Here is a 21,242-nt window from a genome sequence, read left to right on the forward strand (position 1 = left end):
TGAAGTATGGCCGATAAGCAAGCCGTCGAACAATTAAAAACGCAAGCGCTGCGGGCCAGGCCGAACGAAAGCAGCCGCCCTGGCGCACGATGCGCGACTTTTTGGCCAAATCCGCATTGTCACGTATGCGCCGGTTTCCTGTCGCCAATTGATGCGCTATGCAGCGCAGGAGCCAGCAAGATACCCGAATGGGATAAGCCAGTGCGGAGGGGTTGATGAGCGACATCGAACGCGAAAGCATGGAATTCGACGTGGTTATCGTCGGCGCCGGTCCCGCCGGCCTCGCCGCGGCGATCCGGCTCAAGCAGGTCAATCCCGAGCTTTCCGTCGTCGTGCTGGAAAAGGGCGGTGAGGTTGGCGCCCACATCCTCTCCGGCGCCGTCGTCGATCCGATCGGCATCGACCGGCTGCTGCCCGGTTGGCGCGAGGAAGAGGGTCATCCCTTCAAGACGCCCGTCACGGCAGACCATTTCCTCGTCCTCGGCCCTGCCGGCTCGTTCCGCCTGCCCAACATCCTGATGCCGCCGCTGATGAACAATCACGGCAACTACATCGTCTCGCTCGGCAATGTTTGCCGCTGGCTGGCGACCAAGGCCGAGGCGCTTGGCGTCGAGATCTATCCCGGCTTTGCCGCGACCGGCCTGCTCTACAATGAAGAAGGCGCCGTCACCGGCGTCGTCACTGGCGACATGGGCGTCGAGAAGGACGGCACGCACGGACCGGGTTTCGCACCGGGCATGGCGCTGATGGGCAAGTATGTGCTGATCGGTGAGGGCGCGCGCGGCTCGCTCGCCAAGCAACTGATCGCCAGATACAATCTTTCCGACGGCCGCGAGCCCGGCAAATACGGTATCGGCCTCAAGGAACTCTGGCAGGTCAAGCCGGAGAACCATCGGCCGGGCCTGGTTCAGCATTCCTTCGGCTGGCCGCTCGACATGAAGACCGGCGGCGGCTCCTTCCTCTACCATCTAGAGGACAACCAGGTGGCCGTCGGTTTCGTCCTCCACCTCAATTACAAGAATCCCTGGCTGTCGCCCTTCGAGGAATTCCAGCGCTTCAAGACCCATCCGGCGATATCCGGCACGTTCGAAGGCGCCAAGCGGCTCGGCTATGGCGCGCGCGCCATCACCGAGGGTGGCTGGCAGTCGGTGCCGAAACTGGCCTTCCCAGGTGGCGCGCTGATGGGTTGCGCCGCAGGCTTCGTCAATGTGCCGCGCATCAAGGGCTCCCACAATGCGGTGCTGTCGGGAATGCTGGCGGCCGAGCATGTCGCCGAGGCGATCGGCGCCGGCCGTGCCAATGACGAGCTTTCCTCCTACGAGGCGGCATGGCGGGCGACCGACATCGGCAAGGACCTGAAGAAGGTGCGCAACGTCAAGCCGCTATGGTCGCGCTTCGGCACCATCGTCGGCGTCGGCCTCGGCGGCCTCGACATGTGGCTGAACACGCTGTTCGGCGTCTCGCCCTTCGGCACGCTGAAGCATGGCAAGGCCGACTATGCCGCGCTCGAACCTGCCGCCCAGCACAAGAAAATCGCCTATCCGAAGCCCGATGGCGTGCTGACATTCGACCGGTTGTCCTCGGTGTTCCTGTCCAACACCAATCATGAGGAAAACGAACCGGTCCACCTGCTGGTCGGCGACATGGAGCTGCAGAAGCGTTCCGAACACGATGTCTTTGCCGGACCCTCGACACGGTATTGTCCGGCCGGAGTCTACGAATGGGTCGACAAGGACGGCAATGCCGCAGCCGACCCCGCGGCGAAGGACGTGCGCTTCGTCATCAACGCGCAGAACTGCGTCCACTGCAAGACATGCGACATCAAGGATCCGAACCAGAACATCAACTGGGTGCCGCCGCAAGGCGGCGAGGGCCCCGTCTACCAGAACATGTGACGCCACGGCGCCGACAGGGCCGCCTCGACCACCGGCAGCAAGGAAGCCGGCGAAGGGCCGGTCGACCAGCGCGTGTAGGGCAGCAGACCGTTGAAACGGCCACCGGCTTGTGGTTCCCTTGTCCACGGATAGGGAGAAAGACCCATGCGCCGGATCGTTCTGACATGCCTCGTCGCCATCGGCGCCCTTTGTGCGCCGGAAGCCTTGGCCGGCACCAGGGTCGTGGTCCAGACGCGGACCTACGACATCACGGGAGGCTCGGGCGCCACCCTCGTCGACGCCATGGACAGCAAGGGCCCCAAGCACGGCTTCATGACGCGTGCCATCGCCCAAACCGCCTATACCGTCGACTGGGATCTCGACGCCGGCCACGTAGATGGCTTCTGCCGGCTGCGACGGGTCAATGGCACACTCAACCTCTTCTACACCTTCCCTCGCGTCGCTACGCCCACGACGCCGGCGCTGAAGAAGCGCTGGAACCGGTTCTTTGCCGGCGTTCGCGCCCATGAGGAAACCCATGGCCGCATTGCCACAGAGATGATGCGCGCCACGGAAAGGTCGATCACCGGCCTCAGGATCGCCGACGACCCATCCTGCTACAAGACGCGCGGCGAGGCGCGGCGGCGCATCAAGGTCGCCTATGCCGAATACGAGGCCCGGCAGAACGCCTTCGATCAACGCGAGCATAGCGACGGCGGCCATGTCGAACATCTGATCGCCGCCCTGATGGGAAAGCCTTGATTGCCCTGAGATGACGGGGAGCCTGTGTCAGCCGTGGGGCTTGCTGGGCAGATCGCTCGCCGCGAGCGCCGTCGCGTGCTCGTCATCAGGCTGCTTGCCGTCGGCCCGGACTGAGAACTCCACCTGGACCGGAAGATGGTCCGAGCCTGTCTCCTCAAGCCTGGATGCGCCGTGGATCAGCACCGCTCCCTTGCTGAACACCTGGTCGATGGGCAAACCGGCAAAGCGTCGCAGGAAATCCGGCAACTTGATGTAGGTCCAGGTCGGTCCGGCGGACGGCATGACGGTCAGCCCGCCGAGCGAGGCCACACGACGCACGGCCGCGCTCCATGGCACAGCGTTGCAGTCGCCCGCCATGATGGCGGTCTCGCCGAGCGACGAGAGTGATTCCGTGAGCTCACCGATCTGCCAGGACTGCTCGCGTGGCCATGGCCAGCTCAGATGGATCGCGGCGACATCGACGCCGATGCCGCCAAAGTCGACGGTCGCCATCGCCATTGCGCCTCGCCGCTCGCAACGCGGCTCGGTGCCAGCGGCAAAGGGCCGCCGCGAGAGCAGCGCGACGCCGAATATGCCGTTCGGGTAAGGACAGAGAATCCGATAGGGATATGCGCTGCCGATATAGCCGAGCTCGGTCGTCCACATCGCCGACACCTCGTCGAGGGTGATCACGTCGGGATTGGTCCGGCCGATCAGCGACAGCACCTTCTTCGGCGTCGGATTGTCGTAGCGCAGGTTCATCTGCAGCAGTCGGTAGACCGCGAGGCCCTCGTTTTTGGCTTCATAGGCCGCCTGAACCGGCCACGGGCTGGGCAGCGCATTCAAGGTGGTGGCAAAGGCCGCCACGGCGAAAAGCAGTGCCGCGGCCGCTTGCAGCCGAAATGTCGTGGCCAGCAGCGGCAGCGCGCAAAGCGCCATCAACACGGCCAGATGGACGCGGAAATGCGAAAAAGAATCGAAGGCCGGATGCAGGGCACCGAAGAACCCGGCCACCAGGGCAACCGAGAACATCATCATCGCGATGAACGCCAGTGAAGCCGCGATGTCTCGACTGCGTCTCATTGGGTCAAGTCTGCATGGGTTGCCAGATATGATACTGGCTCGGTTATCGGCAAGAATGCGGCCCAATCAAGATGACGCAATGCCCCATGGCCGCGCGCCAATCGACTTACTGGAACGCCGTCTCCGAAAAGCTCCTGAGCTTGCGCGAATGCAGCCGCTCCATCGGCATTTCGGACAGCTTCTCCATCGCCCTGATGCCGATGGTCAGATGCTGCGCCACCTGCCGCTTGTAGAATTCGGTCGCCATGCCCGGCAGCTTCAGTTCGCCATGCAGTGGTTTGTCCGAGACGCACAGCAGCGTGCCGTAAGGGACGCGGAAGCGGAAGCCATTGGCGGCGATCGTCGCCGATTCCATGTCGAGCGCGATCGCGCGTGACTGCGACAGGCGCTGCACGGGTCCGCGCTGGTCGCGCAGTTCCCAGTTGCGGTTGTCGATGGTGGCGACGGTGCCGGTGCGCATGATGCGCTTGAGGTCATAGCCGGACAGGCCGGTGACTTCGGCGACGGCTTCCTGCAATGCCACCTGGATCTCGGCCAGCGGCGGGATTGGCACCCAGACCGGAAGATCGTCGTCGAGAACATGATCCTCGCGCACATAGGCATGCGCGAGCACGTAGTCGCCCAGCGCCTGGGTGTTGCGCAGCCCGGCGCAGTGGCCGAGCATCACCCAGGCATGCGGTCTCAGCACGGCGATGTGGTCGGTGATCGTCTTGGCGTTGGAAGGCCCGACGCCGATATTGACCATGGTGATGCCGCCATGGTTCGGCTTCTTCAGATGATAGGCCGGCATCTGCGGCAGGCGCGGTGGCGCGACGCCTTCGCTGGGCGCGCTCTGTCCGGCCTTGGTGACGACATTGCCCGGTTCGACAAATTCGGCATAGCCGTGGCCGCCTTCCGCCATCTGTACCCGGGCGCGGGCGACGAACTCGTCGATGTAGAACTGGTAGTTGGTGAACAGCACGAAGTTCTGGAAATGCTGCGGCGTTGTCGCCGTGTAGTGCGACAGGCGGTGCAGGGAATAGTCGATGCGCTGCGCCGTGAAGGGCGCCAACGGCCTCGGCTCGCCGAATGGCACTTCGAATGTGCCGTTGGCGATCTGGTCGTCGGTGCCGTCGAGGTCCGGTACATCGAACAGGTCGCGGATCGGCCGCTTGATGCGTTCGGCCGCCGCGCCGTCGACATGAGTGCCTTCGAGAAAGGCAAAATGCAACGGGATGGGGGTGGTCGATTCCGACACGGTGACCGCGACACCATGATTGCGCATGATCAGTCGCAACTGCTCGACGAGGTAGCTTTCGAACAGGCCAGGCTGGGTGATGGTGGTCGAAAAATGCCCCGGCGTCGGCATATGCCCGTAGGCCTGCCGTGAGTCGATCTGGGTGAACGAGTTGGTGGTGACGCCGATCTCCGGATAGAAGGCGCGGTAGCGTTTGCCGTTGTCGCCGCCCGCTGCGGCAAGCGCTGCAAAGGAGTCGCGCAGGAACCTGGTGTTGCGGTCGTAAAGCGCTTGCAGCGCCGCGACGGCTTTTTCGGCGCTGTTAAAGCTTTGCCGGCCAAAAGGCTCCGGCATGACGACAGATTCGATGGCTTGAGGGTAGATTCGCTTTTCCATGTCTCAATATAGAGACTCGGACGACATGTTGGGAGGGGTGTCGCGACCGAAGGCGGCCAAAGCGTCGTTTTTCTTCAACCGCGCTGCAGGCTGACCAGGAGCACGAAACCGACGCCGGTCTTCTTCAGGGCCGGTGCGTCGATCGTCGAGCCGGCATCGGCACGCATCATCGGCACGGCCAGGACCGGAGCGGCCAGAACCATCAGGATGAGCGCCGCCCGCGGCAGAAGCCGAAGGGTCTTGAGAGCGTTGGCGGCGATGCGGTTCATGGTGTTCTGCTTTTCTTTTCGAGATCTTGGTTCTTTGGTTCAGTTGCGAAGGTGCCTAGGGCAGGCGAGGCGGCAGCTTCTGAAGCTGGCTTCGTCCCACGCGCGGGTCGGACGACCGGCTTCGGCGACGAGGATGGCGAAAAACATTCCAAACAGGCTCATCAGCAGGCAGACGATGGTGAAGCGGCGGGCGAGCATTGGGTCGTGTCTCCTTCAACACGCAGGAGAATGCCCGAGCGCGACTGAACCGGCTCTGATGCCGGCGTTCATCTGCGGTTCAAATTGGTTGACGGTGTTTTGAAGGCGCCGGCGTCGGCCCCGACGGGCCCCGGTACGAGAGTGGCCGAAGCGGGCGTGCCGCGCCTCGACAAACAAAAACGGGGCCCGTCGGGGCCCCGTCGTCATCACGCAAGCATGCGGTAGATCAGAGCTTGTGCCAGGTCTGGCTCTTGCAGATCAGCCCGCCGAGCACGCAGCCGCTCATCTTGAGCGAGGTGCCGGAGACCGACGCTTTGCCCGAATAGGTCTTGTCGTTTTCCGGGTCGGTTATGGTGCCGGTATACTTGTTGTCACCGGCCACTTTGAACGAGCCGATGTTCTTGCCGGCATATTTGCCCGATTTCAGCGTGATGGAAAACGTACTGCCGCCGCCCGTGATGGCGGCCGTTGAGCCGGCCTGGGTCTTCCAGTTGCCTTCGATCGGATCGGCCCACGCCGCACCCGCCATGATCAACGTGGCCGCAAGGGCCATGCTCACTTTTCGAAACATGCGCTTCCTCCCTTTGGATATCCGGCCGGATGCTCCGCCTCGCCGGTCTGCCGTTTACGCAAACGTAAGTTAATCCAGCTCCCGGCAAAACAAAAGCGGTGCCGCTGCGGAAGACTTCGGGATTTTAGAGACGTCTGAATGCGCCCCTTCGGTGAGAGACTGAAACGATCGGCGCATTGCCTTTGTCTCTCGTGGTTAGCGGAGTGTTGATGTCCACCGCTAAAATTTTCGTCAAATTTGGCGCAAACGGGCTGAGTTGCTGGCTTCGTATCCTTAACGAATTTCCGCGTTTACCTCTTGTTTTAGCTTTGTTTTCCTCAAATTAAGCACGCCATTTAACGACGGATTCAAGCCTGCACGGCATTCTCGAAACCATCGAAAGAGCGGCCCGGCAAGACAAACGGAGGCAGCTCTCGGGAGCCAGACAGGGCCAGAACAGGGGATTGAAAATGGCACGTTTTGAAATGCTTGAAGCCGGCTTCGGCGCCATGGGGGCAACTGCCCAGGCCGACATTCTTTTTGAGTTGGGAATGATGTATGCGACTGGCCGCGATTGCGAGACCGATGTCGTTGCCGCCCACAAATGGTTCAACATTGCCGCCATCAAGGGTTCGGCCCGCGCCGCGGAATTGCGCTCGGAACTGTCGGCCGCCATGTCGAAGGTGGAGATCGCTAAGGCGCTGCGCGAAGCCCGCGAATGGATGACCATGCACTGAGATCCGCCCATAGACCTATCGAAGACAGGGAAGCTCCGGGATCAAGACCGCAAAGACGGCCAGACCCGGCGCAATAGAAGGCCGCGCAAGACGGTCAGCGACGTAAAGAAAAAGAACGCGGCAGGCCTGCCAGGCCGAGCCGTGCGACACGGGGAAGGCGAGCGGGATTTTTTGGCGCGGGGGCGCCTGGAAATTGCTCGACGGGCAAAAGAGCCATGACCAGCCGGAACAAGGCTGGCATGGCTTTTTTGGCGTGGATGAGGTCATGCAGGCCCAATCGAGTGCCGCCGATGCGCCTAGACAGGCCCAGCGAAGGATGAAATTGTCCCGCCTCCCTGGAAGAAGCGCGGCCGGGACGGCCGCGCGTGAGTGGAGGAGTTCTATTATCATGAAAAAAATGAGTTTTTTGAGCGCGGCCGTTTTTGGCCTGATGATGAGTGCGCCGGTCGCATTCGCCGACGACATCACCGTTTCGGTGGTCGGCCCGATGACCGGGCAGCTCGCCACCATCGGCGATCAGTTCAAGCAGGGAGCGCAAGCCGCCGCCGACGCCATCAACGCCGCCGGCGGTGTCAATGGCAGCAAGATCAAGCTCGACATCCAGGATGACCAGTGCGACCCGAAGCAGGCGGTCTCGGTCGCCAATCGCATCGTCGCCGACGGCACCAAATTCGTCGACGGTCATGCCTGCTCGGGTTCGAGCATCCCGGCCTCCGCTGTCTATGCCGAAGCCGGCGCCCTGATGATGAGCCCGGCCTCTTCGAACCCGGTGCTGACCGACGCGGCGGCCAAGGCCGGCTGGCCGACCATCATGCGCCTCTATACGCGTGACGATGCGCAGGGCGCCTTCATCGGCCCGTGGATCGCCAAGAAGTATGCCGGCAAGAACGTCGTCGTCCTGCACGACAAGAGCGCCTACGGACAGGGCGTGGCTGACGCCGTCAAGGCAACCATGAATGCCGGCGGCCTCAAGGAGGTGGACTACGAAGGCATCAATGCTGGCGAGAAGGACTACTCGGCACTCGTCACCAAGCTGAAGGAACTGAAGGCCGACGTCGTCTATTTCGGCGGCTACCATCCTGAAGCCGGTCTGATCCTGCGCCAGTCGGCGGAACAGAACGTCAAGTTCCAGCTGATCATGCCCGACTCGATCGCCTCGCCGGAATTCTGGCAGGTTGCCGGTCCGGCCGGCGAGGGCACTCTGTTCGTGTTCCCGTCGGACCCGCAGGCAAAGCCAGAAGCCAAGGCGGCGGTCGAGAAGATCAAGGCGGGCGGCTTCGTGCCGGAAGGCTTCACGCTGTTCTCCTACGCCGTGGTCCAGGCTTTCGCCGAGGGCATCAAGCGCGCCGGCAGCGACGACCCGGCCAAGGTTGCCGAAGCGTTGAAGAACGGCAAGCCGATCAGCACGGTTGTCGGTGATGTCACATTCGACGAGAAAGGCGATCTCAAGAATGCCAGCTACGACATCAACCAGTGGCACGACGGCAAATACGCGCCGATCGCGCAGTAATCGCTGACGTCGCTCTGGCGACCAGATAACCAAGGAAATGGCCGGGCTCCTCCCGGCCATTTCTCATTGACGAGATTGTGGCTGACGCAAACGCGGTCGGGGGCGTTAACCGCTTGTCTGACAATGCGGAGCCGATGCTCCGGCAAGCTTGGGTGATCGACTTGATCGCACATTCCAGCGAGCTAACGTTGCGGAAAGCATGCCGACGCGAATCTATGACAGCGGATTGCATGCGCTTGCCGTTCGCATATCAGGGATAGCCATCGGCGTTTCACTTTCGGCCTGATTTTCTCGACCCGGACCTTGTCGCCAATCTCCTTGGTCATGGCGAATGCTGTGGCCTTGTCCTTCGTAGTCAGCGCAGTTTGCCAATGCGGCGCCGCGAACACGCTTAGGATAAACTGCCCCTCCCGCCATTCCCGACAAGCTCTATCGCAATTTAACTAATGTAGACCATTCTACTGGAAGGCATTCTACCGACTGCGGGAGGATTGGAATGACTGAGCTTATTGACGACGAGGATGTGCTTCCCAAAATCCGCCCAAGCGCCCGCTGGCGCGCAATGGCTCTGACGGCAATACAGTTTGCACCACCGGCCATCTCGATAGGATGTGCCATCCTGGCTGGCTATTTCACGTATAGAGGCGCCAACCAAAAACCCCCTGCGGACGTCGCGGCGCTGGCCGTGTCGATACTAAGATCAGGTGATGCCTCCCCCGAAATGAGAGATTGGGCGGCGGAGGCTCTGGGAATACAGACCGACATTCGAATGCCGGCCAAATTTGTCCAGCAATGACAGGTCGGGAACTTGCGATAGTTTAAGGCAACCCGACGAACTTTGTTGGCTGGCGACCTCCTCCGCTCATGCGGCATTGTGATTGAGTGCTGTCGCCAACGCCTCGCCAGGAACATCGGCAAGTGGGTTTCGTATTCGGGATTATTGCCCGTGTTGACGCCTATGACGCATCGGTTCGGGAACTGCGCCTGAACGTCCGTCTGGCCGGGTTTGCCCCGGCCATTTTTGCTTGCGATCCGTTTCCGAACTGTCAGTTCATAGCAGCGATCGAAGCGCTCTGTTCCTCGACGAATCGCACCAGCACTGTCCCGTCGGTAACCTGTGCACCCTCGGCCGCGATCTCGGCGATCACTCCGTCATGCGGCGCGGCGATGGTGTGCTCCATCTTCATCGCCTCGAGGATCAGCAGCGGCTGGCCCTTGGTCACGGCATCGCCTCGTGCCGCACGCACCAGCTTGACCAGCCCGGGCATCGGCGCACGCAGGCTGCCGATGGCGCCAGCCGCCTCATCGGTTCTCTCCAACGGGTCCGCGACTGTGAAAGTATAGCCGACGGCGCCGTCGAATACGGTGACGTGGCCTGGCCAGAGGGCGTGGCGAGGGACGGCGCGAAGGTCATGCGAATTGGTGCTGTCATAGGGTGCATCGAGCGCCACCTGGAACCGCCCATCCGGCCGCACCGAAACCCGCGCCACGATATCCTCTTCGCCGAACTTCAGCCGTGTGCGCCGCGCCACGCCGTGGAAATGCGCATAGCCGGCAAGCGAAGACCATGGCTCGCTGGACAGCGGCAGTGCCCCCGCGCCAGAGGCCGCAAGGGCGGCCGCCGCGATGGTTTCGCTGCTCGGCGGCGCGACCTCGGTCAGTGCCGGCTGGTGCCTGGCGATCAGGCCAGTGTCGACATCGCCCGCCGCAAAGTCTGGATCCGCGGCAAGAGTGGCGAGAAAGGCGGTATTGACGGTCGAGCCGGCGATCTCGGTTTGTGACAGCGCCGCGCCGAGCGCTTTCAGTGCCGCCTGCCTGTCTTTTGCGTGGACGACCAGCTTGGCGATCATCGGGTCATAATAGGGCGAAATGGCATCGCCGGCCCGCACGCCGGTCTCGATGCGCATGCGAGCACCTTCAAGTGCTGTGTCAGGAAATTTCAGATGGTGCAGCGTGCCAGTCGCGGGCAGGAAGCCCTTTGCCGCATCCTCGGCATAGATGCGCGCCTCGAAGGCATGACCGGCGAGCACGATCTCGCCTTGCGTCTTCGGTAGTTTCTCGCCTGACGCGACCTTGAGCTGCCACTCCACCAGATCGGTGCCTGTGACCATTTCGGTAACGGGGTGCTCGACCTGCAGGCGGGTGTTCATTTCCATGAACCAGAAGCGGTCGGCTTTCAGGCCTTGCGAGGCATCGACGATGAACTCGACGGTGCCGGCGCCGGAATAGCCGATCGCCTTGGCGGCCTTTACCGCCGCCTCCGTCATCGCCTTGCGCAGCGCCTCCGTCATGCCGGGGGCAGGAGCCTCCTCGATCACCTTCTGGTGGCGGCGCTGCGCCGAGCAGTCGCGCTCATAGAGGTGAACCGCATTGCCGAAATTATCGCCGAACACCTGCACTTCGATGTGCCGCGGCTTGTCGACATATTTTTCGACCAGCACGTGGTCGTCGCCGAAGGCGGCCTTTGCCTCGCGTCGTGCGCCGGACAGCGCCTCGGAAAAGTCATCGGGATGCTCCACCCGCCGCATGCCCTTGCCGCCGCCGCCGGCGCGCGCCTTGATCAGCACGGGATAACCGATCTCGCGTGCCTTGGAGGCGAGCAGCACGATCTCCTGCGCCTCGCCATGATAGCCCGGCACCACCGGCACACCGGCCTTTTCCATCAGCCGCTTGGCCGCATCCTTCAGCCCCATGGCACGGATCGCGGCCGCCGACGGGCCGATGAAGGTGAGCCCCGCCGCCACCACCTGGTCGACGAAATCAGGGTTTTCCGACAGGAAGCCGTAACCCGGATGAATGGCTTGTGCGCCTGTCGCCAGCGCCGCCGCGATAATTCTGTCGCCGCGCAGATAGCTTTCGCCGACGGGCGAGGCGCCGACATGCACCGCCTCGTTGGCCATTTCGACATGCAGGGATTTCGCGTCGGCATCCGAATAGACGGCGACGGTGCGCACGCCAAGCTTGCGTGCCGTGCGGATGACGCGACATGCGATCTCGCCGCGATTGGCGATCAGGATCTTGTCGAACATGGAGCCTCCGCAGCCTGGGTTTGCATAAAGCAACGCCGGCGTTCCTTTGACAGGGGCTGCTTTGCAGTTCCGCACTTGGCGTAGAGCACTCCCTTGCCAAGGGAGTGCTCTACGGAAGAGGCACGCCTGCCTACTTCGACGCCGAGATTGCGCAGCCGCCGCTTGCGGTCTTGAGCTTCCACCTCGTCAAGCCGGCCTGGCAGTTGCGCAGCGCCATCTCTTCCGCTGCCTTCTGGGAGGGCGCGTTGAGCTTCGAGCCGCAGACAATGTAGAGGTCGACAACGCGCGAATAAAAGGTCGTGGCGTAGGCCGAATGACCGCTCGCCGCCACATAGGCCTTGTAAGCAACGTTGCATTCGCTCTTCGGATCCGAGCCTCGAGTTGCCGGAAAACGCACGTCTCCCTTGCTGCCCGCGAGTGATTCCGCCGAACTGATGCCGGTTATCGTTAATATTAGAAATCCTGCAAGTATCGACACGGCCGACTTGCGGCAATATTTCAGTTTCATTTCCACCCTGTCCCCATTGCACTGAGCACGACGAGCAGTAGCGAATATTTTGCTTCGCCGCCAGTTCGTCAGCGGAGATTTTTGACGGCCTATGCTGGTGAATCGGTTGGTTCATAAAGTTCAGCCTTTTCGCAGGGCAGCAACGGCCTGCCGGTATAGTTCCGCCATTTGATCGTCGAAGCAGCAGAAAATGACGGTCTCCGGCATTGTCTTCTGTTCGATGAATGTACTGACCGTCCTGGCGGCGATCCCTGCCGCCTCATCTTTCGGATAGTGATAGATGCCGGTCGAGATCGCCGGAAACGCTACCGTGCGGCAGTCATTGGCGGCAGCGAGTTCGAGCGAACGGCGATAGCAGGACGCGAGCAGTTCGGCCTCGCCTTTGCGACCGCCTTGCCAGACCGGCCCGACCGTGTGGATGATGTAGCGCGCCGGCAGCCGATAGCCCTTCGTCAGCTTCGCATCGCCGGTCCTGCAGCCATTGAGCATGCGGCATTCGAACTCCAGTTCCGGCCCGGCCGCCCGGTGGATGGCGCCGTCTACCCCGCCACCGCCCAGCAGTGAGGAATTGGCGGCATTGACGATGGCGTCGATGGCCAGCCTGGTGATGTCGCCGGTGTGGATGCGGACCCTGTCGCCGATGCCGTCCATGTCACATCCTGAACACGCCGAAGCGCGTGTCCTCGATCTCGGCGTTGAGCGCGGCGGAAAGGCTGAGTGCCAGCACCTCGCGCGTCTTGGCCGGGTCGATGATGCCGTCATCCCAAAGCCTTGCCGAGGAATAGAGCGGATGGCCTTCATGCTCGTATTTCATCAGGATCGGCTTCTTGAATTTTGCCTCCTCCTCGGCGCTCCATGTGCCACCCTTGCGCTCGATGCCTTCGCGCTTGACCATGGCAAGTACCGTCGCCGCCTGCTCGCCGCCCATCACCGAGATGCGGGCGTTCGGCCACATCCACAGGAAGCGCGGCGAGTAGGCCCGGCCGCACATGCCGTAATTGCCGGCGCCGAACGAGCCCCCGATAATGATGGTCACCTTCGGCACCCTGGCGGTGGCCACCGCCATCACCAGCTTGGCGCCGTCCTTGGCGATGCCGCCGGCTTCGTATTTCCTGCCGACCATGAAGCCGGTGATGTTCTGCAGGAAGACCAGCGGGATCTTGCGCTGGCAGCACAATTCGATGAAGTGCGCGCCCTTCAGCGCGCTTTCGGAAAACAGCACGCCATTGTTGGCGATGATGCCGACCGGCATCCCATGCAGGTGGGCGAAACCGGTGATCAGCGTCGTGCCATAGTTCTGCTTGAACTCGTCGAATTCGGAGCCGTCGGCGATGCGCGCGATCACCTCCCGCACGTCATAGGGCTGGCGCAGATCCGTCGGTACGATGCCATAGAGCTCATCCGCCGGATGAAGCGGTGGAATCGCTTTCCTCAAGTTCAGGCTTACCGTCTTGTTCCGATTCAGGTTCCTGACGATGCGCCGGCAGATGGCGAGTGCATGTTCGTCGTCCAGCGCATAGTGGTCGGCGACACCGGAAAGCCGCGTATGCACGTCGGCACCACCGAGATCCTCGGCGCTGACGTCCTCGCCGGTGGCCGCTTTCACTAGCGGCGGCCCGCCGAGGAAGATGGTCGCCTGGTTGCGCACCATGATCGTCTCGTCCGACATCGCCGGCACATAGGCGCCGCCCGCCGTGCAGGAACCCATGACGCAGGCGATCTGCGGGATGCCGGCGGCAGACATGTTGGCCTGGTTGTAGAAGATGCGGCCGAAATGCTCGCGGTCGGGAAACACCTCGTCCTGGTTGGGCAGATTGGCGCCGCCGCTGTCGACGAGGTAGATGCAAGGCAGATTGTTTTGCAGCGCGATCTCCTGCGCCCGCAGGTGCTTCTTCACGGTCAGCGGATAGTAGGTGCCGCCCTTCACCGTGGCGTCGTTGACGACGACCATCACCTCGGTGCCTTCGACGCGGCCGATACCGGCGATCATGCCGGCCGCGGAAATCTCCTCGCCATACATCGACCATGCGGCGAACTGGCCGATCTCGAGGAAAGGCGAGCCGGTGTCGAGCAACAGGGCAAGGCGCTCGCGCGGCAACAGCTTGCCACGCGAAACGTGGCGTTCACGCGCCTCCTCGGAGCCACCGCGCTCGACGGCCGTGGCCTTCTCGGCGATGTCGGCGACCAGTGCCCGCATGCGTTCGGCATTGGCGCGGAAGGTGTCGGAGGAGGGGGATATCTGGGTCTGGAGAACGGCCATTCTACACCCCCTCCGCCATGATCTCGCGGCCGATCAGCCAGCGGCGGATTTCGCTGGTGCCGGCACCGATCTCATAGAGCTTGGCGTCGCGCAGCAAACGGCCGGTAGGATAGTCGTTGATATAGCCATTGCCGCCGAGCAGCTGCAGCGCGTCGAGTGCCATCTGCGTCGCCTTCTCCGCGGCAAACAGCACGCAGCCGGCGGCATCCTTGCGCGTCGTCTGGCCACGATCGCAGGCGGCGGCCACGGCATAGACGTAGGCGCGCGCGGCGTTCATGGTCGTGTACATGTCGGCCAGCTTGCCTTGCACCAGCTGGAATTCGCCGATCGGCTGGCCGAATTGCTTGCGCTCGTGAACGTAAGGTATAGCCACGTCGAGGCACGCCGCCATCAGGCCGATCGGGCCGCCGGCGAGCACGGTGCGCTCGTAGTCGAGGCCCGACATCAGCACCTCGACGCCTCGCCCTTCCTCATGCAGCACATTATCGAAAGGCACCTCGACATTCTCGAACACCAGCTCGCCGGTGTTGGAGCCGCGCATGCCGAGCTTGTCGAGTTTTTGCGCCACGGAGAAACCGGCAAAAGCCTTTTCGATGATGAAGGCGGTGATGCCGCGCGATTCCCGCTCCGGATCGGTCTTGGCATAGACGACCAGCGTTTCGGCGTCCGGCCCGTTGGTGATCCACATCTTGGTGCCGTTGAGCACATAGCGGTCATTGCGCTTTTCGGCGCGCAGCTTGAGCGAGACAACGTCGGAGCCAGCGCCGGATTCCGACATGGCCAGTGCGCCGACGCGTTCGCCCGAGCACAGCGGCGGCAGGAATTTCTCCTTCTGCGCTGGCGTCGCCCAGCGGTTGATCTGGTTGACGCACAGGTTGGAGTGGGCGCCGTAGGAGAGGCCGACCGAAGCCGAAGCGCGGGAAATCTCTTCCACCGCGATCACATGGGCGAGGTAGCCCATGCCGCTGCCGCCGAAATCGGGATCGGCCGTGATGCCGAGCAGCCCGAGCGCGCCGAGTTCGCGCCACAGATGCGCCGGGAATTCGTTCGAGCGATCGATGTCGGCGGCGATCGGCGCGATCCTGTCCTGGGCGAAGCGCCGCACCATGTCGCGCAATGCCTCGATATCCTCGTCATGCCCGAAGCTGAGCGTGTTCGTGTACATGTCGTTCCTCCTGCCGCATGACCCCGAAAATCGACTTTGATTTTCGGAAAGGGATCATGCGCGAAACAAAAAATTCTACAGCGTCCTTTGCGCGTCTAAAAAGACGCGCGGTGCTGTAGCGGATGCCGCGCCGACCAGGCGCATTGTCATTGAAAGATATGTCGCCGTCACTTCAGCGATCGACAGCCGCTCGCCCGGCCGAAACCAGACGATGACGCCGGTCATCATCTGGATCAGCGCCATGGCTGTCAGCCCGGTGTCGTCGATGCTGAAGACATCAGCCTCGGCGCCATCGCGCAGGATGGCGCGCAGTTCCTTTTCGTAGGCAGTGCGCATGCGCAGGATCTGTGTCAGCCTTTCGGGCGACAGGCTGCGCAATTCCATGTTCGACACATGCGTGGCGTGCCGACGCTCGATATGGAAAGCGATATGGTTTTCGACATAGGCCGAAAGCCGTTGTGCCGGGCCCGCATTGACTGGCTTGGCTGCTTCCCACGCTTTGCTCAAGCCTTCCATGTGTTCGCGCATCAGCGTGAACAGAAGGTCTTCCTTGGTCGGGAAATAGCGGTAGAGCGCGGCTGCCTGCACACCGACCTCGGCGGCAAGCTGGCGCATCGACATCGCCTCGTAGCCAAGACGCGCGATCAGGTTGACCGCCGCCTCGCGGATCGCCGCTTCGGTCTTTTCGCCATCGGATCCGGTGGTGCGCGCCATTGTCGTCCCTTCGCGGAACGATATTAAAACGAACGTTCAATTAATTCAAGGGTACCGAAGCCACCCCGCCGTCATGCAATGATCCTGAACCCAACAAGGGCGTTTCCGGCTGCCAGTTCCTCCACATCGACCCTGGAAACCGAAGCCCCGGTCGGCCCTTTCCAGAGTCGCTCGATCATTGTCGAGACCGCTTCATCGCGGCCTGCAATCTGGGCCGTTACAGATCCGTCCGCTTCATTGCAAACCCAGCCCGCAAGACCAAGGCTTCTCGCTTCGCCTCGAGCCCAGAGTCTGAAGCCGATGCCTTGCACATTGCCGTAGACGCGCGCCCGCACTTGCCTGCGATGACCAGCTTGGAATCTGGTGCGCGGCACAGGGAATGCAACCTGAGAATTGCGCGCATGACGCAATAGCTGGGTTCTCCGGGTTTGAAATTTAATTGACTCAGTCCATCAATTTTGGAAAATGCAACTGCCTTGGTCGGGAGTTGGATGCAGATGTTGGACGAACGCAACGCATTGGTGGCGCAGATACGCCACTTCAACCGGTTCTACACCCGGACTGTCGGCCTTCTTGGCGAGACCCTGACACAGAGCGCGTTTACCCTGACCGAGGCGCGCGTCCTGTTCGAGTTGGGCCACAGCAGCCCCGCTGCTCCCGAAATCGCCGGCGAGCGAGGGTTCCTGGCCGGGGCTTTTCGGTTGGAGAACGGCCCGGCGGCGTCCGAAATCGCCAGGCAATTGCGTGTCGATCCCGCTTACCTCACGCGCATTCTGCGGAAGTTTGCGGGCGAGGGGCTGACCGAGGCCCGAACGGATCCGACCGATCGGCGCCGAAGGGTTCTCTCGCTGACGCCCAGGGGCGAGGCAGCACTTGCGAGGCTTCAGGCGGCCGCCGACCGGGACACGGCGCGGCTGATCGAAAGTGTGCCCGACGACAGGCTGCATGAGCTGGGCGACGCGTTGCGCAAGGTTGGGAAATTGCTGGGTGATCCTGCCTGTGGGAATGACGCGGTGGCGCTGCGGCCGCACCGTGTCGGCGACATCGGCTGGGTCGTGCAGCGGCAGGCCCAGCTCTATGCCGAGGAATATGGCTGGAACATCGAGTTCGAAGCCATGCTCGCCGAGATTGGCGTCGATTTCATCCGCAATTTCGTGCCTGGCCGCGATTTCTGCTGGATCGCCGAACGCGGCGGCGAGCCAGTCGGCGCGGTGTTCCTGGTCCATCTGGACGACGAGGTTGCGAAGCTGAGGATGCTGCATGTCGAGGCGGCGGCTCGCGGCCTGGGCATCGGCAAGCGCCTGGTCGCGGAGTGCGTGAGTCAGGCCCGCGCCTGTGGCTACATCAGGCTTATGTTATGGACCAACGACATCCTCGTCGCGGCGCGCGCGATCTACGAGCGCGCCGGCTTCAAGCTGGTCTCGCAGGAGCGCCATCACAGTTTCGGCAAGGAGTTGATCGGTCAGACCTGGGAACTGGATTTGTGAGCTTCGTACGCTCCCGGTTTGCTTACAAACGGATCCTAATTGCCCCGCGCCGCCGCCAGCGCGCCAGGCAGTTCCTCGGCAAAGATGTCGAGCTCATGGTCGAGACCGACACTGACACGGATGCAGCGGTCGAGCACCGGCACCATCGGCTTGCGGATGAACACGTCGCGCGACAGCAGGCCCTGCAGCACTTTCAGCGCGAAAGCGCCATCGCGGCCGCAGTCGATGGTGACGAAGTTGGTCGCCGAAGCCAGCGGCTTCAGCCCGTTCTGCTCGGCGGTTGCCGCGATGCGTCGGCGGCCGGCCGCGACCCGCGTTACCACGGTTTCGAGATAGTCCTGGTCGGCAAGCGCCTCGACGCCGGCGATCTGCGCCATGCGGCTGACGCCGTAATGGTTGCGGATCTTCTCGAAGTCGCGGATGACTTCGGCCTCCGCAATCGCATAACCGCAGCGTATGCCGGCCAGCCCGTAGGCCTTCGAAAAGGTGCGCATCCGGATGACGTTCGGCCGTGAGATATCGATCGGCGGCAGCGCCGAGGCCGGTCCGAGTTCGCCATAGGCCTCGTCGAGCACCAGCATCGTGGTTTCCGGCAGTGCTTCGATGAAGCGGATGATTTCATTCGCCTCCCACCAACTCCCCATCGGATTGTCCGGATTGGACAGGTAGACCAGTGGCGCCTTGTCCTTGCGCGCCGCCGCGAGCAAGCCGTCCAGGCTTTCCCGATCATTCTCGTAAGGGACCGTGACCAGCCGCCCGCCGACACCGGCAATATGGAAGTTGAAGGTCGGATAGGCGCCGAGCGAGGTCACCACCGCATCGCCTGATGCCACATACATGCGTGCGACGAGGCTGAGCAGGCCATCTATGCCTTCGCCGACAACCACGTTTTCGGCGCCCACGCCCAGATGCCCGGCGACGGCAACCTTCAGATCATGATTGTCGGGATCGCAATACATCCACATGTCGCGGGCGATCTCGGCCATGCGGGCGATGACGCGGGGCGAAGGCCCAAAACTGCTCTCATTGGCACCGATGCGGGCGCGGAAGGCGCGGCCGCGCTCGCGCTCCTGCGCTTCGGGGCCGACAAAGGGCACCGTCGAGGGAAGTGCCGCGATGAGCGGCGTCAGGGGAGGGCGTTGGCGCATGGCGGAAGCTCGCTTGCAAAGGGCCTTCTTGCTAGCGTGACCGGATGGCGGGCGCAAGTTGCGGCGAGGTAGATCCGTGACGCTGTTCGGCCAGAACAGAAACGGGGCGGCCGTTCGCGCGTTTGGCGAGATCGGCCGATGGCCGGTCGGTTGAGATCAGCTCGGGTTTAGCATCCTGTTGCGGCCCCAAGACTGGATTCTCCTTGCCGCTTTTGCTAGCGAGATAGGATGAGCAACCGATTGCCGCCCGCCTGGGCAAAGCACCTCAAGACCCAACCCTCGACGAAGGCGGTATCGCTGAAGACCGCCCCTCCGAAAGCCCAGCCGAAGGCCGGCCCGCCCCGCAGTCAGGCTGACGACATGCTGTTGAGGCAGGCGCTCGAACTTCAGCAGGCCGAACGGCTGCCTGAGGCCGAGGAACTCTGCCTCCGGGTTCTGGCGCGAACGCCCGAACATCCGCTGGCGCTGTACATACTGGGGACGCTGGGGCTCGGGTTCGATGAAGAAAAGGCCTTGCGGTATTTCGCTCGCGCGGTGGGAGCGGAGCCTCGCAACCCCTATTACCACGTCGGCTTGGGGGAAGCCTATCTCAAGGTCAGCGAGTTTTCGCCAGCGATACGGCACATTCAGTATGCCTTGGACATCAAGCCGGATCTGGTGGAGGCGCTTTGCGCCCTCGGCAACGCCTACAATGCGTTTGACAAGGGAGAACTGGCGCTGCCGCTCTTTGAGAAGGCGCTCAAGATCAATCGAGATCATCCTTTGGCCCGGTTGGGGCTGCCCCGGGCACTCGCAAGCCTCGGTCGTATGGACGAAGCCGCAGTCTATCTGAGGGAGGCAATAGAACGGCGCATCGAGGTGCCGGCTGCCTACAATGCACTTGTACAGACTCGGAAATTCACGGAAGAGCCGCCGGAGCTTGCGGCAATCCTGGCAGAGCTTCGAGACCTGGGCCGCGATGGGTCGAAGGGAGCGCCAGCGCTCCATCACGCCGCCGGAAAGGTGCTCAACGACCTCCGTCGCTACAAGGAGGCGATGGATCATTTCAAAAAAGGAAATGCAGCCGGGGGCGATAAATTCGATCTGGAAACCTACCGTCGCTGGGTCGATGCCATGATCGAAATCTTCACACCGGAACTGGTGGCTTCAATGGCCTCCTATGGCAACCCCTCGGAGCTGCCTGTATTCGTTGTCGGCATGCCTCGCTCGGGCACGACGCTGACTGAGCAGATCTGTGCCAGCCATCCCGATGTTCATGGCGCCGGCGAACTCAGCAAGCTTAGACGAATAGCCAATGGGATCGGCCTCGTAGACCGCTCCAACGCGAACTTCGGCGAATCGATCGCGACGATCACTCCCGATCTGGCCAGGACTTTGGCGGAGGAGCACCTTGCTTATCTCCGCGAGCGGGCTCCTGATGCGCTTCGAATCGTCGACAAGATGCCTCACAACTTCCAGCTGATCGGCCTCATCTGCCTTCTCTTCCCCAGAGCGCGGATCATTCATTGTCGCCGCGATGCTATCGACAACTGCGTCTCGTGCTTCGTTCTGAATTTTACCGGAGCACACACGTACAGCGCTGATCTTCAGACGCTGGGGCTCTACTACCGAGAGTATGATCGCTTGATGCGGCATTGGAACAGCATTTTCCCGGGCCGCATCTTCGAAAACCGGTATGAGACATTGATTGAGAATCAGGAGGAGCAGTCGCGCCGCCTGATAGACTATCTCGGGCTGCCTTGGGACGACGCCTGCTTGCGCTTTTTCGACAGGGATGGCTCGGTAAATACCTACAGCAGGTGGCAGGTTCGCCAACCGATCTATAAGTCGTCTGTCAAGCGATGGAAGAATTACGAAAGTGAGATCCAATCGCTGATCGAGTCATTGGGTGACCTTGCTGAAGTTTAGGAAACATTTGTGGTTGGAGCAAAGCCACTAGTCTGGTCGATAAGGGCGGGGTGAACTCAATGCACTAGCTCAGGTCCCGGAATCCTGTGACTGGCCTAAAGGCGCCGCAGTTCTAATCTGGGCGCCCTCCGTCGAGCCGCTTCACACCCCGTTTGGTCCTGCCGGACATCCCCTCCCGCTGGGGAGATTGGATGTCGCGAATGTTTTCGCCAATCTTGAGCGTGAAAGAATAGGCCTCGAGTCAGAAGCTGCCAGTCTCCCCGCTTCGCGAGGGAGATGTCCGGCCGGACAAGAGGGGACTGTCCCTCCGGCAGCGCAAAAATATCCGATTCCGCAGCGGCACTCACAGATCACGGCGTGGTCCTCGGGTCTGCACGGTCACTTCGCTCGCGCTCTGCCCGAGGATGACGAGGCTGCGGACTGTTCCTCGCGCGACCTTGATAATCGTG

At 62.2% G+C, this 21,242-nt stretch carries 21 protein-coding genes; 7 read left to right on the plus strand and 14 right to left on the minus strand.

Annotation, left to right across the window (positions count from 1 at the left end; genetic code table 11):
* The first annotated feature begins 215 nt into the window (after positions 1 to 215).
* Entirely contained in the window at positions 216 to 1,895 is a 1,680-nt protein-coding gene (locus BLS48_RS09395; RefSeq protein ID WP_091577059.1) for an electron transfer flavoprotein-ubiquinone oxidoreductase, read from the plus strand.
* On the opposite strand, the gene BLS48_RS35610 is transcribed toward BLS48_RS09395, so the two are convergent.
* Complete coding sequence (locus tag BLS48_RS35610; RefSeq protein ID WP_167365013.1) at positions 1,880 to 2,041, minus strand: hypothetical protein; 162 nt, start codon at positions 2,039 to 2,041, stop codon at positions 1,880 to 1,882. The two genes, BLS48_RS09395 and BLS48_RS35610, sit on opposite strands and share 16 nt — an antisense overlap.
* On the opposite strand from BLS48_RS35610, the gene BLS48_RS09400 reads away from it, so the two are divergent.
* Positions 2,040 to 2,636: a DUF922 domain-containing Zn-dependent protease gene (locus BLS48_RS09400; protein ID WP_091577060.1), complete on the plus strand. Its 597-nt coding sequence runs from the start codon at positions 2,040 to 2,042 to the stop codon at positions 2,634 to 2,636. The genes BLS48_RS35610 and BLS48_RS09400 overlap by 2 nt on opposite strands.
* Before the next feature lie 27 nt (positions 2,637 to 2,663).
* On the opposite strand, the gene BLS48_RS09405 is transcribed toward BLS48_RS09400, so the two are convergent.
* The 5 genes from BLS48_RS09405 to BLS48_RS09420 all read right to left on the minus strand — a co-directional run bounded on the left by BLS48_RS09405 (position 2,664) and on the right by BLS48_RS09420 (position 6,348).
* A complete protein-coding gene (locus BLS48_RS09405) occupies positions 2,664 to 3,698 on the minus strand; it encodes an endonuclease/exonuclease/phosphatase family protein (protein WP_091577062.1) in 1,035 nt (344 codons plus the stop codon).
* Positions 3,699 to 3,804: 106 nt separating this feature from the next.
* A complete protein-coding gene (locus BLS48_RS09410) occupies positions 3,805 to 5,268 on the minus strand; it encodes an AMP nucleosidase (protein ID WP_483127882.1) in 1,464 nt (487 codons plus the stop codon).
* Between the two features lie 116 nt (positions 5,269 to 5,384).
* Positions 5,385 to 5,579: a hypothetical protein gene (locus BLS48_RS09415; protein WP_091577065.1), complete on the minus strand. Its 195-nt coding sequence runs from the start codon at positions 5,577 to 5,579 to the stop codon at positions 5,385 to 5,387.
* A gap of 39 nt (positions 5,580 to 5,618) precedes the next feature.
* Positions 5,619 to 5,777, minus strand: a complete 159-nt coding sequence (locus BLS48_RS35615; protein WP_167365014.1) for a hypothetical protein — start codon at positions 5,775 to 5,777, stop codon at positions 5,619 to 5,621.
* Positions 5,778 to 6,003: 226 nt separating this feature from the next.
* Positions 6,004 to 6,348, minus strand: a complete 345-nt coding sequence (locus BLS48_RS09420) for a DUF2147 domain-containing protein (RefSeq protein WP_091577066.1) — start codon at positions 6,346 to 6,348, stop codon at positions 6,004 to 6,006.
* A gap of 449 nt (positions 6,349 to 6,797) precedes the next feature.
* Here BLS48_RS09420 and BLS48_RS09425 point away from each other — a divergent pair, with 449 nt between their 5' ends.
* The 3 genes from BLS48_RS09425 to BLS48_RS09440 all read left to right on the plus strand — a co-directional run bounded on the left by BLS48_RS09425 (position 6,798) and on the right by BLS48_RS09440 (position 9,370).
* Positions 6,798 to 7,064, plus strand: coding sequence for an SEL1-like repeat protein (locus BLS48_RS09425; RefSeq protein ID WP_010915070.1), 267 nt, complete (start codon positions 6,798 to 6,800; stop codon positions 7,062 to 7,064).
* Positions 7,065 to 7,452: 388 nt separating this feature from the next.
* Positions 7,453 to 8,574, plus strand: coding sequence for an ABC transporter substrate-binding protein (locus BLS48_RS09430; RefSeq protein ID WP_091577068.1), 1,122 nt, complete (start codon positions 7,453 to 7,455; stop codon positions 8,572 to 8,574).
* Positions 8,575 to 9,070: 496 nt separating this feature from the next.
* Positions 9,071 to 9,370 carry a hypothetical protein gene (locus tag BLS48_RS09440; protein ID WP_091577071.1) on the plus strand — a complete coding sequence of 100 codons (300 nt, stop codon included), beginning with the start codon at positions 9,071 to 9,073 and terminating at the stop codon, positions 9,368 to 9,370.
* Between the two features lie 250 nt (positions 9,371 to 9,620).
* Here BLS48_RS09440 and BLS48_RS09445 read toward each other — a convergent pair whose 3' ends face one another.
* From BLS48_RS09445 to BLS48_RS09475, 7 genes are all read right to left on the minus strand, one after another.
* Positions 9,621 to 11,603: an acetyl/propionyl/methylcrotonyl-CoA carboxylase subunit alpha gene (locus tag BLS48_RS09445; protein ID WP_091577072.1), complete on the minus strand. Its 1,983-nt coding sequence runs from the start codon at positions 11,601 to 11,603 to the stop codon at positions 9,621 to 9,623.
* 130 nt (positions 11,604 to 11,733) lie between these two features.
* Positions 11,734 to 12,111: a hypothetical protein gene (locus BLS48_RS09450; RefSeq protein WP_091577074.1), complete on the minus strand. Its 378-nt coding sequence runs from the start codon at positions 12,109 to 12,111 to the stop codon at positions 11,734 to 11,736.
* A gap of 120 nt (positions 12,112 to 12,231) precedes the next feature.
* On the minus strand, positions 12,232 to 12,762 hold the full coding sequence (locus BLS48_RS09455; protein WP_091577075.1) for an O-acetyl-ADP-ribose deacetylase: 531 nt from the start codon (positions 12,760 to 12,762) through the stop codon (positions 12,232 to 12,234).
* A gap of 1 nt (position 12,763) precedes the next feature.
* Positions 12,764 to 14,371, minus strand: a complete 1,608-nt coding sequence (locus BLS48_RS09460; RefSeq protein ID WP_091577077.1) for a carboxyl transferase domain-containing protein — start codon at positions 14,369 to 14,371, stop codon at positions 12,764 to 12,766.
* A 1-nt stretch (position 14,372) separates the two neighbouring features.
* A complete protein-coding gene (locus BLS48_RS09465) occupies positions 14,373 to 15,536 on the minus strand; it encodes an isovaleryl-CoA dehydrogenase (RefSeq protein ID WP_091577078.1) in 1,164 nt (387 codons plus the stop codon).
* 75 nt (positions 15,537 to 15,611) lie between these two features.
* Positions 15,612 to 16,250, minus strand: a complete 639-nt coding sequence (locus BLS48_RS09470; protein WP_091577080.1) for a TetR/AcrR family transcriptional regulator — start codon at positions 16,248 to 16,250, stop codon at positions 15,612 to 15,614.
* Positions 16,251 to 16,321: 71 nt separating this feature from the next.
* A complete protein-coding gene (locus BLS48_RS09475) occupies positions 16,322 to 16,624 on the minus strand; it encodes an acylphosphatase (RefSeq protein WP_091577082.1) in 303 nt (100 codons plus the stop codon).
* A 123-nt stretch (positions 16,625 to 16,747) separates the two neighbouring features.
* On the opposite strand from BLS48_RS09475, the gene BLS48_RS09480 reads away from it, so the two are divergent.
* Entirely contained in the window at positions 16,748 to 17,737 is a 990-nt protein-coding gene (locus tag BLS48_RS09480; protein ID WP_091577556.1) for a bifunctional helix-turn-helix transcriptional regulator/GNAT family N-acetyltransferase, read from the plus strand.
* Between the two features lie 35 nt (positions 17,738 to 17,772).
* Here the strand turns inward: BLS48_RS09480 and BLS48_RS09485 are convergent, their stop codons facing one another.
* Positions 17,773 to 18,885, minus strand: a complete 1,113-nt coding sequence (locus BLS48_RS09485; RefSeq protein WP_091577084.1) for a pyridoxal phosphate-dependent aminotransferase — start codon at positions 18,883 to 18,885, stop codon at positions 17,773 to 17,775.
* A gap of 228 nt (positions 18,886 to 19,113) precedes the next feature.
* Here BLS48_RS09485 and BLS48_RS09490 point away from each other — a divergent pair, with 228 nt between their 5' ends.
* Positions 19,114 to 20,793: a tetratricopeptide repeat-containing sulfotransferase family protein gene (locus BLS48_RS09490; RefSeq protein WP_091577085.1), complete on the plus strand. Its 1,680-nt coding sequence runs from the start codon at positions 19,114 to 19,116 to the stop codon at positions 20,791 to 20,793.
* Positions 20,794 to 21,242: the final 449 nt, after the last annotated feature.

It is taken from the genome of Mesorhizobium qingshengii (genome assembly GCF_900103325.1).
Classification (GTDB): Bacteria; Pseudomonadota; Alphaproteobacteria; order Rhizobiales; family Rhizobiaceae; genus Mesorhizobium; species Mesorhizobium qingshengii.